This window comes from Bartonella sp. CL70QHWL, from assembly GCF_042194855.1.
GTDB lineage: Bacteria > Pseudomonadota > Alphaproteobacteria > Rhizobiales > Rhizobiaceae > Bartonella.
Genome location: NZ_JBHINJ010000013.1, coordinates 1 through 12,588, shown reverse-complemented (window position 1 = coordinate 12,588; position 12,588 = coordinate 1). Strand labels below are relative to the sequence as shown.

General features: G+C 38.1%; 11 protein-coding genes and 3 pseudogenes. 4 read left to right on the top strand and 10 right to left on the bottom strand.

All coding sequences use genetic code 11. The features are described from left to right. Nucleotides 1–121: 121 nt before the first annotated feature. Nucleotides 122–940, bottom strand: a complete 819-nt coding sequence (gene fabI, locus ACFIJZ_RS06810; RefSeq protein ID WP_273791344.1) for an enoyl-ACP reductase FabI — start codon at nucleotides 938–940, stop codon at nucleotides 122–124. A gap of 127 nt (nucleotides 941–1,067) precedes the next feature. Then, a complete protein-coding gene (locus ACFIJZ_RS06805) occupies nucleotides 1,068–1,970 on the bottom strand; it encodes a J domain-containing protein (RefSeq protein ID WP_273791343.1) in 903 nt (300 codons plus the stop codon). Between the two features lie 324 nt (nucleotides 1,971–2,294). Here ACFIJZ_RS06805 and pdxH point away from each other — a divergent pair, with 324 nt between their 5' ends. Further along, nucleotides 2,295–2,918, top strand: a complete 624-nt coding sequence (gene pdxH, locus ACFIJZ_RS06800; protein ID WP_375628318.1) for a pyridoxamine 5'-phosphate oxidase — start codon at nucleotides 2,295–2,297, stop codon at nucleotides 2,916–2,918. Between the two features lie 238 nt (nucleotides 2,919–3,156). Here pdxH and ubiA read toward each other — a convergent pair whose 3' ends face one another. Further along, nucleotides 3,157–4,161, bottom strand: coding sequence for a 4-hydroxybenzoate octaprenyltransferase (gene ubiA / locus ACFIJZ_RS06795; protein ID WP_375631380.1), 1,005 nt, complete (start codon nucleotides 4,159–4,161; stop codon nucleotides 3,157–3,159). Nucleotides 4,162–4,251: 90 nt separating this feature from the next. On the opposite strand from ubiA, the gene purD reads away from it, so the two are divergent. Beyond that, entirely contained in the window at nucleotides 4,252–5,535 is a 1,284-nt protein-coding gene (purD, locus tag ACFIJZ_RS06790) for a phosphoribosylamine--glycine ligase (protein WP_375631379.1), read from the top strand. A 1,075-nt stretch (nucleotides 5,536–6,610) separates the two neighbouring features. On the opposite strand, the gene ACFIJZ_RS06785 is transcribed toward purD, so the two are convergent. From ACFIJZ_RS06785 to ACFIJZ_RS06775, 3 genes are all read right to left on the bottom strand, one after another. Continuing rightward, nucleotides 6,611–7,138: a DUF6101 family protein gene (locus ACFIJZ_RS06785; protein ID WP_012754813.1), complete on the bottom strand. Its 528-nt coding sequence runs from the start codon at nucleotides 7,136–7,138 to the stop codon at nucleotides 6,611–6,613. 144 nt (nucleotides 7,139–7,282) lie between these two features. Then, nucleotides 7,283–8,692 carry an FAD-binding oxidoreductase gene (locus ACFIJZ_RS06780; protein ID WP_375631378.1) on the bottom strand — a complete coding sequence of 470 codons (1,410 nt, stop codon included), beginning with the start codon at nucleotides 8,690–8,692 and terminating at the stop codon, nucleotides 7,283–7,285. A gap of 2 nt (nucleotides 8,693–8,694) precedes the next feature. Next, entirely contained in the window at nucleotides 8,695–9,657 is a 963-nt protein-coding gene (locus ACFIJZ_RS06775) for an L-threonylcarbamoyladenylate synthase (protein ID WP_375631377.1), read from the bottom strand. A gap of 282 nt (nucleotides 9,658–9,939) precedes the next feature. Between ACFIJZ_RS06775 and ACFIJZ_RS06770 the strand changes: the two genes are divergently transcribed. Together ACFIJZ_RS06770 and ACFIJZ_RS06765 are read left to right on the top strand one after the other, a co-directional pair. After that, entirely contained in the window at nucleotides 9,940–10,224 is a 285-nt protein-coding gene (locus ACFIJZ_RS06770) for a type II toxin-antitoxin system RelB/DinJ family antitoxin (RefSeq protein WP_375631376.1), read from the top strand. 7 nt (nucleotides 10,225–10,231) lie between these two features. Continuing rightward, complete coding sequence (locus ACFIJZ_RS06765) at nucleotides 10,232–10,513, top strand: type II toxin-antitoxin system YafQ family toxin (protein WP_273791336.1); 282 nt, start codon at nucleotides 10,232–10,234, stop codon at nucleotides 10,511–10,513. A gap of 60 nt (nucleotides 10,514–10,573) precedes the next feature. Here ACFIJZ_RS06765 and ACFIJZ_RS06760 read toward each other — a convergent pair. The 4 genes and pseudogenes from ACFIJZ_RS06760 to ACFIJZ_RS06745 all read right to left on the bottom strand — a co-directional run. Continuing rightward, a pseudogene (locus ACFIJZ_RS06760) lies at nucleotides 10,574–10,791 on the bottom strand (hypothetical protein). A gap of 146 nt (nucleotides 10,792–10,937) precedes the next feature. Next, complete coding sequence (locus ACFIJZ_RS06755) at nucleotides 10,938–11,150, bottom strand: hypothetical protein (RefSeq protein ID WP_375631375.1); 213 nt, start codon at nucleotides 11,148–11,150, stop codon at nucleotides 10,938–10,940. Continuing rightward, a pseudogene (locus ACFIJZ_RS06750) lies at nucleotides 11,147–11,506 on the bottom strand (glycoside hydrolase family protein); the annotation flags it as partial. The pseudogene ACFIJZ_RS06750 and the gene ACFIJZ_RS06755, both read right to left, overlap by 4 nt. Further along, nucleotides 11,501–12,514 (bottom strand): annotated as a pseudogene (locus tag ACFIJZ_RS06745) (hypothetical protein); the annotation flags it as partial. The pseudogenes ACFIJZ_RS06745 and ACFIJZ_RS06750, both read right to left, overlap by 6 nt. Nucleotides 12,515–12,588: the final 74 nt, after the last annotated feature.

The following is a 12,588-nucleotide window of genomic DNA, read 5'->3' as shown; positions in this document are numbered from 1 at the left end:
TATTACAACGACAACGCATGTTGTATGCTATACACAAGGTAGCTCTTTGCGCTCAAATACTCTTAGCCACTTTAAATTTGGTCAAATTACTGCTGTCCAATAAAATCCTATAAACCAAACTTTATTCTTTAACGACAGAAATGTCTGGTGCATCAACGGCTTTCATACCTATGATATTATAACCCGAATCGACATGATGGACTTCACCAGTAACAGAACGAGACAAATCTGAAAGAAAATAAAGCGCAGAATCACCAACCTCTTCAATTGTTACCGTACGACGTAATGGAGCATTATATTCATTCCATTTTAAAATATAACGAAAATCACCAATACCAGAAGCTGCTAACGTTTTAATGGGTCCAGCAGATATAGCATTAACACGAATATTTTGAGGACCTAAATCTACCGCTAAATATTTCACGCTCGCTTCAAGAGCCGCTTTAGCAACCCCCATTACATTATAATTTGGAACAACCTTTTCTGCTCCATAATAGGTCAGTGTCAAGATTGAACCACCATCTGGCATCAATTTTTCTGCACGCTTCGTTAGAGCCGTTAGGGAATAAACGGAAATATTCATGGTCATCATAAAATTTGATTCGCTGATATCAATATAACGACCACTTAATTCATCTTTATCAGAAAAACCAATAGCATGAACTAAAAAATCGAGTTTTCCCCATTTCTTCTCTATTTCTTTAAAGACCGTATCAATAGAGACACTGTCAGAAACATCACAATGTCCACAAACAAACCCCTTTAATTCTTCAGCCAAAGGCTCAACACGCTTTTTCATTGCTTCACCCTGATAGGTAAAAGCAAGCTCTGCCCCTGCGCTACTTGCCGCTTTAGCGATTCCCCAAGCGATGGAGCGATTATTGGCCAACCCCAAAATTAAACCACGCTTACCGTACAATAAACCATTACCCTTAGCCATCAGCACTGCCCCATTGTTACTTAAAATTAATATTATTCATCTGCCTATGACACAGGTCAACTTTTTCTTCAAGCAATTGGTTTAAAATCAAACAAAAACTACGCTTTTATATATAAAAATTTTAAAATTAATCTTGTTGCATTTGCAAAAACTGTTCTAGCGCGGCATTTTCACCTTCCGGCAACATAATGCGAACATGCACATAAAGATCATCTCTTGTACCATTTTTTAAACGAAGCCCTTTCCCTTTCAACCGTAAAACGCGATCAGAACTTGACCACGCAGGAATCGTTAAAACCACACGTCCCTCCAACGTCTCAACTTCTTCTTTTGCTCCCAAAACAGCATGTTTAAGAGAAACTGGTAAATCAAGATGAAGTGCTCTTCCTTCAACCCGAAAACGAGGATGTTTTTGAATCTGAATGGTTATCAACGCATCTCCTGCTTGCCCAAGAGCTACCTCTTCTCCCTGACCTTTTAAACGAATAACCTGTCCGTCTTCAATATAATATGGAAGTTTAATTTTTAACTTTTTTCCATTTGGAAAAACAGCTTCCACCTTTTCTGCGCCAACCATCTGCTCTAGTGTTATGGCAAGATTAGCACGAACATGTGCTCCTTGTTGGGGACGGTTATAGTGTGTGGAATTCGAAAAGCTACCTCCTCCTCCAAACAGATCCCGAAAAATATCACTCGCATCAAAACCTGCACCACCTGAAGAGGAAAAATCAAATCCCTTTGCTCTTCCTGAAAAGGGATTTTGTTTATTGCTAAAATTTTCACCAGTACCATAGGCTTGATAAAGCGGTTTTCCTTCCATATCAATTTCACCGCGGTCAAATTGTGCCTTTTTATCTTTATCACCTATAATTTCATAAGCTTGATTAATTTCAGCAAATTTTTCTTTAGCCTTTGCATCATCTCTATTATGATCTGGATGATACTTCTTTGCTAATCTTCTAAATGCCGATTTAATCTCTTGCGATTTTGCGGTACGTGCCACACCTAGAATCGTGTAGGGATCACGCATATTGCCCTCTTTTCAATTTCTTCGTTTTCAAAATATCAACTGATACGTTGTTAATACCCTTTATAGCTTCATCAATCTATTCTAGAGAATAATTTCTTCTTTTCTCTTTATATGTCTATCAATAAACTAAAATACCAGATAAAATGAGATATTTATTTAATATAGCTCCTTGTAGTCTATGCTAAAGTAAAAATAATTAAACTACCATAGAAATACACGATAGCATTGGCTTTTTGAAAATAAGGAAAAATGGTACTGTGACTTCTTGATGATAAAGTAAATGAGAAAATGCCTCACCCATGCTCACTGATATTTGGAGAAACTATGAGCAAAAAAATACCAACAGATGATCATTTTATGCAAATGCAAAAACCTTTTGAACTTTTCGCAAAGTGGCTTGAAGAGGCAACGATAAGTGAAATAAATGATCCGAATGCTATGGCATTAGCAACAGTTGACGAAACAGGACTCCCTAATGTTCGTATGGTTCTCCTCAAAGACTACAGTCCCCAAGGCTTTGTCTTCTATACCAATTATGAAAGCTGTAAAGGACAAGAAATTTTAAAATCAATGAAAGCATCCTTAGGTTTTCATTGGAAATCGCTCCGTCGTCAGGTAAGAATTAGAGGAATTGTTGAAAAAGTAAGTCAACAGGAAGCCGATGCCTATTTCCAATCACGACCACGTGGTAGTCGAATTGGTGCATGGGCATCTAAACAATCTCAACCTTTAGACAATCGTTTTGTGCTCGAAAAAGCAATTGCTCAATATACTGCACGTTATGCTCTAGGTAATATTCCACGACCACCTTATTGGTCTGGGTTTCGTGTTAAACCCCTTTCTATAGAGTTCTGGTGTGATCGCCCATTTCGTTTACATGATCGTCTGCTTTTTACACGAGATTGTGTTGAACACAGCGATTGGAAAAGACAAAAACTTTATCCCTAATCCTTCAAACTTCATCGTTATGAAGATTTTTTCTTCCCAACAGTTAAGCAAATATTTTTTTATTTGAAAAATTCTAAAAGAAGATGATTTATTTTATTTAAATAGAAGAATTTCATTTCCACTGTAACAGTTGATTAGTAATATTTTCTACTGTATCGCTTAAAAATAGATTAGCAACAAGCTTATTTAAAAAAACATACTGTATTCAGTAGAAACTATGATTTTAGCTAACTTATTTTTAGACCGCAGGATAAAATATCGTCCATATACCCCCACATACTAAACCAGCAAAAATCACAAAACCAATAAGCGAATTAGATTTGAAAAGCCTGAGGCATTGTGAACTGTCATCTATATCAATGACTTTAATTTGAATAAACATATGGATGCTTGCCACAAAAATCCCCAAAAAACTAAGAACAGGGACTCCAGCTAAATAAAATGCTAGACTAATGAACATCACAAAACCACCATACAAAAATACTAAAGCACGCTTGGTTGCTTTACCAAAGAGAAGAGCCGTAGAACGGACACCAACAGTAACGTCATCTTCTTTATCTTGATGTGCGTAGATTGTATCATATCCTATGGTCCACAAAATTGATCCCACATAAAGCAAGATTGGTGCCCAGCTTAAACTTCCAAAGACAACAGCCCACCCCATTAATGCCCCCCAATTAAACGCAACGCCTAAAAAAAACTGCGGCCAATATGTTACGCGTTTCATAAAAGGATAAAATGCAACAGCTATCAATGACGAAATACCTAGAAAAAAACTAAACCTATTAAATTGTGATAAAACAACTAAACCAACCAAACATTGCACAAGTATAAAAACTCTTGCTTGAAACCGACTCACATGACCTGTCGGCAATGGGCGAGAACGTGTCCTTTCTACCTGAGCATCAATTTTATGGTCAATAAGATCATTCCAAGTACATCCTGCCCCTCGCATAGCAATAGATCCCAGAAAAAAAAGAAAAAGATACCAAACCCAATGAAGAAACATTGATAAAAGAGTATCGTAATGCATTTTATAAGAGAAAAAAGCCATTGTTGTTGACCAAAAACAAGGCCACATCAACAATTGCCATCCAATAGGCCGATCCCAACGCGCCAATTGCGCATAAAACCATAAAGAACAGGGAAGGAAATTGTAGACCCATTGTTTGGAAGATGCATCCATAACCCGTCCTTGGCTATCATAGGACTGAACATGCGCGATATTTTTATTTTTTTTCATCAAATGATTTACCTTTGGTCTTGCGATAGAGACATTTCATTCTTATGAGAAGGGGATGAGATTAATCATCTTTTATGAGAGGAGCAAGCAATGAATATTCTTCTTATTGGCTCAGGTGGACGAGAACACGCTTTAGCATGGAAAATAGCAGCATCACCACTGCTAACAAAGTTATACTGTGCTCCTGGAAATCCTGCAACAACAGAATTTGGTGAAAATATTAATTTAAACATTGATGACCATTCCCTTGTTATTGATTTTTGTAAAGCACGTTCTATTGATCTTGTAATTGTAGGACCAGAAGCACCATTGGTTGCGGGTATAACAGACTCTCTTAATAGCGCTAACATCTGTGTATTTGGTCCTACTCAAAAAGCTGCTCAACTAGAAGGTTCAAAAGCTTTTACAAAAGATTTATGTCGTAAGAATAACATTCCTACAGGAAGTTACCAATGCTTTAATGATGCCTCTAAAGCTAAAGCTTACATTCAGCAACAAGATGTTCCCATTGTTATTAAAGCTGATGGCTTAGCAGCTGGCAAAGGTGTTGTGGTTGCAACAACTATGGAAGAAGCATTTAACGCAGTTGATGCCTGCTTCAAAAGTACATTTGGAGATGCAGGAAACAAAATTGTTGTAGAATCTTTTCTTGAAGGTGAAGAAGCAAGCTTCTTCTGCCTTTGTGATGGTAAAGTTGCTCTTCCTTTTGGATCTGCTCAAGATCATAAACGTGTAGGTGATGGGGATATTGGAGCAAACACCGGTGGTATGGGTGCTTATTCACCAGCGCCCATCATGACCAAAGAAATAGTGAATCGTACTCTCAAAGAAATTGTTGAACCAGCTTTAAAAAGCATGAAAGAAATGGGCGCTCCCTTTAAAGGTATTCTCTTCGTCGGATTAATGATAACGCAAAAAGGACCCGAATTAATTGAATTTAACGTACGATTCGGTGATCCTGAATGTCAAGTTTTAATGATGCGCCTCAAAGATGACATTTTGCCAATTTTTCTTGCTGCTGCTCAAGGAAAACTTGAAAATAAGCCTCTTCGGTGGTCTGAAAAAGCTGCTCTCACCGTTGTTATGGCTGCTAATGGTTATCCAGACTCTCCCCAAAAAGGTACTGTTATCCGTAACGTTGATCAAGTAAACTCTCTTCCCGATGTGAAAGTTTTTCAAGCTGGTACAGTGTTGCGTGATGGAGAACTCATTGCAAATGGTGGACGTGTTCTCAATATAACTGCAACAGGAAAAACGATTACGCATGCACAAAAACGTGCCTATGAAGCTGTTGATTGTATTGATTGGCCAGAAGGTTTTGTTCGTCGTGATATCGGATGGAGAGCCGTTGCGCGAGAAAATAAAATCCTTTGAATATTCTTTTTTACGATTTTATTATTTTATATAAGAGCATGACACACAAATTTTCTCACTGTTTTACGTTGACCATAATTTTGAAAAAATGAGTGTGCTTTCCTTTGAACAATCAAATATTATAAATAGAATATCTACTCATGATAAAATAGGAAAATTTTTTGAATCCGAAAATGTAATATAAAATGATCATTTTACTGTTACTTTAAACGTATTTTCTCATCATTTTTATAAACACTTTCTTTCTTATAAAGTCCTGAAGAAAAACATATATACTATCATTTCTTTTATCTATCGCGTTTTTAATGAAATTCCGCTTTTACAAAAAATAAAATGCCCAAAAAAGATAGTTATATTATTCACATACAAATTCTTAAACAATACCTCTCATGCTCATCACTCCCATTTTACAACACTACCTGCAAATAGTATAAATCCACTCTTCCATCTTTCTGGAATAAAAATAAAAACCGATACCATCTTTGTATTTTCCAACTCTCAATATTACGATAACCCTTTCTATCTAAATGATTTTGATTATAAGAGAGAGAGAGATGAAATAAGAATATTCTGCAATATTCAAAGCTCTCATTCAACATGGAGAAATTATTTATAAAAAAATTCAAAAACACTTCCAGCAATCTGCTGGTGTTTTTATGATGTGGCAAAAACCCAAAATTATACCGCCAAAAAAAACAGTTTCTATTGTTATGAAAACCGTTTTTACCTCTCCGAAAAAAGCGTTTTACATAATCGATTCCTGCTGCCAATGTATGGTGTCAAAAAACTCTCATTTACAATCATTGACTTCCTCTTTTTGTTTTCAAGAACCAAAAGTCACACCAAATCCCGTCTGTAAAGGTCTGGATTCTCATTGAGCGGGTTCCTCTTGCTTCCCACTCCTATGCTGCACTTACACAAATACCTACAAGCAAACTTAAGAATATTTGCCATATCTCCTAAAACACTTCATGTGTGAAGTTTACATGCCTTATATTACCGCTCCAAACAACGATGTTTTACAGCACAACAAGATAAATGCTGACGGTAGTACAAAAATAAATGCATGTTAATATTACTGGAGTGCAATTCGATTCGCAATCACCAAACGCAAGCCTAACGGATTGCTATAACGAAGTAAAAAACGCTTTTGTTTAGAATGTGCTGTTGTACCAAAAAATCGATGTAAATCAGAACGATCTTTTACAACCAGAATGCGATTATCTTCATTGATCATAAGCATGGGAAGGCCATAAGTATCCGCCCATAACCGCCAATCCAGAAGAACATTATTCAAATCTCTGGAAACCAAAAGCGGTATACAAGCTTCCTCATCGGCATGAAGTAATTCTAATGCAACAGCTCTTTCTCCTGAACGCGTTTTTACGGTACGTGCTGCAATTCCTTGGAAATGATAAGGGGGTATTAAATGCGATAAACTTGAAGGCATATCCGTTTTAAAAGAAACACCACGCTCATTTAACGAACAAATAACCTGATTACCCGTTTTGGATGAAAAATATGTCGTCGTTTGTGGCAAATGGCACGGATCTAACCGAAATTCAAGCACCGCTTTTGCCTGATTAAAGCATTGATTAGCCATATACATTATCCCAATTTATCTTAAATAACATACACCCTTTAGCAGCTTTTTCTCATTGGATTATTAAAAGTTTGAATAAAAAACAACTGGTTTCTTTTTTGGTTATTAAAATCTAAACAAAAATACATGATCACCATTCTTGAATTATAATACTTTTCCAGGATTCATTATCCCTAAAGGATCGAGCGTTTTTTTAATCCCTTGCATAATATCCAATGCGACAGGCGATTTAAAAGAACGAAGTTCTTCGCGCTTAAGCTGACCAATTCCATGCTCAGCAGAAAATGCACCTCTATAGTCCACCACTAAACTATGAATGCGATGATTCATTGTTGACCATAACTGCAAGAACACTGTCGTATCAGCTCCTACAGGTTGTGTAATATTATAATGTAAATTTCCATCGCCCATGTGTCCAAAACAAATCACCCGTGCTCCTGGAGCAATATCTTCTACAATAAGCGCTGCCTCAGCAATAAAATCAGGAATAGAAGCAAGTGGGATTGCAATATCATGCTTAATGGACCCTCCTGCTAACTTTTGTGCTGATGATATACTTTCTCGTAATTGCCAAAAAAAATCTTGCTGTTTTAAAGATTGCGCAACAACTGCATCTTCTATCACCGCATTCTTTAAAGCTTCTTCTAAAATAGTACTCAATACCGATAATGCCTCATCATTGCATTGCAACGATGAAATGTTCATTAATACATACCATTCATGTTTCCGCTGAAGAGGAGGCTTCTCACACATCTTATAATCTAAAGCCATTTGCAAACTGAGATTTCCCATGAGCTCAAAACCTGTCAACATCCCTCCTCCATATTCTTGAGCCAGAGATAAAAACTCTAAAGCCTTCGCCGGACTATATAATCCCACCAAAGCAACAGCTTTTCCTTTTATTTTTGGAAACATCTTCAAAACGGCTGCGGTTATAACTCCCAATGTGCCTTCTGCACCAATAAAAAGATCTTTTAAATCGTAACCGCTATTGTCTTTTTTAACAAAACGCAAATCATCTAAAATACGCCCATCCGGTAAAACAACTTCTAAACCAAGACAAAGATCACGCATATTGCCATAAGCTAAAACAGCTGTCCCTCCAGCATTCGACGAAAGATTGCCTCCTACTTGGCAAGAACCTTCAGATGCCAAAGAAAGAGGGAAAAAACGACCTGATTCATCCACTTTTTTCTGTAAATCCTGTAAAATAACACCAGCCTCTACAACAACAAAATTTCCCTCAAGATTTATAGCTCTAATCTTATTTAATCGCTCCATGGATAAAAGAACGCTCCCTCCTCTTTCATCTGGTTGTTGTCCCCCCACAAGCCCTGTATTTCCACCCTGTGGCACAATCGGTGTGCGCGTTTTGCTCGCTAACTGCATAATCGATGAGATCTCTGCGCAAGAAGATGGACGTAAAAGTAAAGGTGTTTTTCCATGAAAAAGCCCACGCTCTTCAAGCAAATACGGTGCAATCAACGCGTGATCTGTTATAGCATGCTTAGCACCAACAATTTCCCTAAACCCCTCAATTAATTCCTGCTCCATGTTCATTTCTCCTTTGGAGCTGCAGCCCGTATAAGACGATCATTGATAGCCTCCCCTAATCCGTATAATGGAATAGGTTCTACTGCGATACATCTCACTTTAAATGAATCTAATTCCTTCATATATTGAAATAAATGAGAGGCTGCCTCTTCCAACTTTCCATCTTCGCTAAGGTTTAAAATAGAAACGGCATTTTCAGCCCCCATAACACGCTTTGAACCAAATGCTAAAAGCGCTTCACCATTTTCTACCTTTTCTACATTCAAACGAACCGTGGCATTAGGGGCATAATGCGATTTTAACATCCCAGGAGCTTCAATCGCCGCCCTTTGATCTATCCGTTTTAAAGACTTCCCCACAACTTCTTCAATTTTATCAGCCGAAAGCCCCCCTGGACGCAAAAGATAAATATTTTCACCACAAATTTTAATAATCGTTGATTCTAGCCCTATTTTAGCAGGTCCTCCGTCCAATATTAAAGGAACAGATTCCCCCAAAGATGCAAAAACAGCCTCAGCTGAAGTAGGGCTAAGACGCCCCGATTGATTCGCACTAGGAGCAGCAAGTGGACGGCCAAAATGTTGTACCACTTCCGCAAAACGACTGTCTGGAAAACGAACAGCCAAGGTATTCAAACCAGAGGTTGTTAAAGGATGGATATTATGCTGTTCCTTTAAAGGCAAAACCAATGTCAAAGGCCCTGGCCAAAATTCCTCCATTAATTGGCGTGAAAGAAAGTCAATTTCAACATAACGTTGTGCCATTTCGATGCCGCTGACATGCGCAATAAGAGGATTAATTTGCGGACGACCCTTTGTAGAATAAATAGAAGAAATTGCCCTCCCATTGGTTGCATCGCCCGCTAATCCATAAACAGTTTCCGTTGGTAACGCTACTAACTTCCCTTTTTCAAGAAGCGCTATTGCTTCTCTTATCGAAGCACTATCGAGTGGTAGAATCGTCATGATACATCATTTCTATAACACTCTTTTAGTGATATTATGCTCTTTTTTATTCATATATCACATTGATTTTATATAGTTTTTTTTAAAAGTGCGAGGTTCATAAATAAAGGTTAGGGAATAGGATTTTCCAATATTCTTCTACAAAACATATCTTATTCTGCCAACTTTCTCTAATCATTTTTTGAATTTTGCTAAGTTCTCTTGTGAAAAGCTATTGTTGAAACTCTTGACATAAACTTAACGTGTAGTACATTGTACTACAATTGAATAGGAGGTTTAGCAATGGGAAAAATTCAAGCCCGCATACCTGATGAAGTTCAAGAAATTGCAAGTGCAGTTATTAAGTCTACGGGTTTAACTGTATCGGATGCAGTACGCATGTTTATGACCCGCATTGCTAGAGATCGAGCATTACCGCTTGATCTATTCCAACCAAATCCGGAAACATTACGAGCTATCGAGGATGCTGAAATGAGACGCATCGAAGAACATACATCATTAGACGGCTTAAGGACCATGATACGGGAAGATAGAACCGAAATGCGTAAATCTGAAAAGCAAACCTAAGCTTGCTATGCGGGAAATTGTCTATACGCGTTCATTCCGGTGTGATCTTAAACATGAAAGCAAAGGTAGGTATGCTAATGCACTAGAGGAGAATTTACTGCTTGTGGTCAAAGCGTTAGCGGAGAATGAACCGCTAACGGCGCATTGGAGAGATCATGCACTAACATGTCAATGGCGCAATTGTCGTGATTGTCATATCAAGCCAGATTTAGTTGTGATCTATCGAAAGCCAGATACCAAAACACTAGAGCTCTTACGACTTGGTTTGCATTCTGAACTACGCTTATGATTGGATCTCCAATTCATAGTAAAAAGGATTTTTCGAAGTTTTGCTTGTATGACAGTTTTTCTAATTCTTTAAGAACCATTGTTTTAAATGTGCGAAGATGTTGTCTATTGCATCCATGAGGCGTGCAAAATCAAGGATAAGCAAAAAAAGAAAAAATGCTATCCACTTCATCAAGCGAGACATCATTTTCACGCTTTGATAGGTGATGATCATTTCTTGAAGCATTTCTTTTCTACTTCTGTAAGCTCTATGTGTTTTTTGGATTTTTTTCTAACCATGTTTCCACCCACACAAGCGTTCACCTAGATTATTGTGCTTTAAGATCTGTCTTACTAAATTGGAACTGATGGTGTTCAGATCTTGCCGGCTTAAATAAACAGGTAACCAACCAACACAAGAAGAAGCATATTTATTTGTCGCGCAATCAATCAAAGAGAGCAGCACGCACATCAGCAGCACTTTTTTGATTAACTTCACTTTCCACCTCCAGCCGTGTTGTGGCTGCTTTTAAAGCTTTTTCTGTTTGCTTTTGTTGCTCTGCTTTTTTACCAAGAGTAAAAGCTCTTGCTAAGGCAATAAAAAAAGCGGCTAAAGCCGCACCTGTTACCATCAAGTTTCTTTTCATCCATAAGATCATAGGCGGTGCTCCTGAAAGCGTTTAGCAACAAAGAAAATGCCAGTACATGCGGCTAAAACCATAATGGCGGCTAAAGCCCATTGAATGGGTCCATTGCCCACTAAAAATCCACCCAGACCTGAGAAAGAACCAATAATCGGTGCCAATGCTTCTGCTTTGAAAACCCCCGTTGGTGCTTGCGTTTCTACTGTTTGGTAGTTAGAGGAAACATAAGCACCTTTCGTCCATAGCCCTTGCCTCTGATACACGCCGGAGTACAAGACCTTGTAAACGTTTGCCTCTTGGCTTTGGTCCATTTTCTGCAATTCGGTTGGTACAGCTTCATAATCACCCCGATTAAGCCTTTTAAGCAATGTTCTATAGCCTTTTTGAGGGCTTAACGTGCTGCCTATGATTTTCATGGCAAGGTCTGGATATTGTGTGAGTGCTTGCGCATCTTCATCGCTATACCCTTTAGAGCGTAAAAATTGCAAAGTTTGTTTATATTGTGCGCGTTCCTTGTTGCCCTGCCGCATAAGGATAGATGCATTTGAAAAACTTTCTTGTGGTGTCTTTCATAACGCAAGCCCTGCAAAAAAATCCATTAAATGCTCGGAAAATTCTGATTTTCTAAAACGCTCCCATAAGCTACTTAGATTTGCTCCTGTCTGAACAAAATTATCAAGTGACTTGATATAATCTGTTTTTTGTTCAAGATCACCACTTGCTTTTAAATGCTCCTCCTCTGGTAAGTGTGCATTCAAATGTTTTTCTTCTTCTATAGGTGCATCAAAAAGCTTTTCCTCATCATTTCCAGAATCATTTTTCAAAGAGTTTTCCGCTATAGATTTCTCATTAAGTTGAGCAATATAATCCATCACATTTTTTTGCTGTCGCCCAGCTTCATCCCCACTAGACTGATCAATGTTCCCAACAAGTGGAGATTGAGAGATCATTGATGCAACGCCTCCCTGCTCTGAGAAGTCATGCTTTTGTTGCTCTGGCGCCTCTTGTATCTTAACAGTATCCTTTGAAACATCCGGCAATGGAGGCATTTAGCGCTTTAAATCATCCGTAGACATAATCAATTCTGTGGGCGTTTTTTTCCCAGCTTCTCCTCCTCCTGTTTGAGAACCGCGAATAAGCTCTGTAGGACTCAATTTTTGTGGAGTATCAGCCCCATTGCTCGCATCAAAAGGGTTTGTGCTAAAAGCAACACGTTCTAAAAAACTTTGCGTGTATTGCCCTTACAACGGCGTGCTTAGAGGGGTAGAGAGTTGTTGAAATAAATATCTAGGTAACTGCGGTATAACCTGATACATAAAAGGACGCAAAAATTTTGGATCAAACAACTTTGATAGAGAATTCGTGTTTTCTTGTTCCATCACTGCACCCTTTCCATCTCAAAGCCAAGCTTGCCATAATCCACATGCAAAAAGCCTGTCGCCTTATGCAAGAA

Bases quoted from the DNA above. Each gene is read 5' to 3' on its own strand.
- fabI (WP_273791344.1), bottom strand. From the start codon at position 940: ATGGCTAAGGGTAATGGTTTATTGTACGGTAAGCGTGGTTTAATTTTG.
- ACFIJZ_RS06805 (WP_273791343.1), bottom strand. From the start codon at position 1,970: ATGCGTGATCCCTACACGATTCTAGGTGTGGCACGTACCGCAAAATCG.
- pdxH (WP_375628318.1), top strand. From the start codon at position 2,295: ATGAGCAAAAAAATACCAACAGATGATCATTTTATGCAAATGCAAAAA.
- ubiA (WP_375631380.1), bottom strand. From the start codon at position 4,161: ATGAAAAAAAATAAAAATATCGCGCATGTTCAGTCCTATGATAGCCAA.
- purD (WP_375631379.1), top strand. From the start codon at position 4,252: ATGAATATTCTTCTTATTGGCTCAGGTGGACGAGAACACGCTTTAGCA.
- ACFIJZ_RS06785 (WP_012754813.1), bottom strand. From the start codon at position 7,138: ATGGCTAATCAATGCTTTAATCAGGCAAAAGCGGTGCTTGAATTTCGG.
- ACFIJZ_RS06780 (WP_375631378.1), bottom strand. From the start codon at position 8,692: ATGGAGCAGGAATTAATTGAGGGGTTTAGGGAAATTGTTGGTGCTAAG.
- ACFIJZ_RS06775 (WP_375631377.1), bottom strand. From the start codon at position 9,657: ATGACGATTCTACCACTCGATAGTGCTTCGATAAGAGAAGCAATAGCG.
- ACFIJZ_RS06770 (WP_375631376.1), top strand. From the start codon at position 9,940: ATGGGAAAAATTCAAGCCCGCATACCTGATGAAGTTCAAGAAATTGCA.
- ACFIJZ_RS06765 (WP_273791336.1), top strand. From the start codon at position 10,232: ATGCGGGAAATTGTCTATACGCGTTCATTCCGGTGTGATCTTAAACAT.
- ACFIJZ_RS06755 (WP_375631375.1), bottom strand. From the start codon at position 11,150: ATGATCTTATGGATGAAAAGAAACTTGATGGTAACAGGTGCGGCTTTA.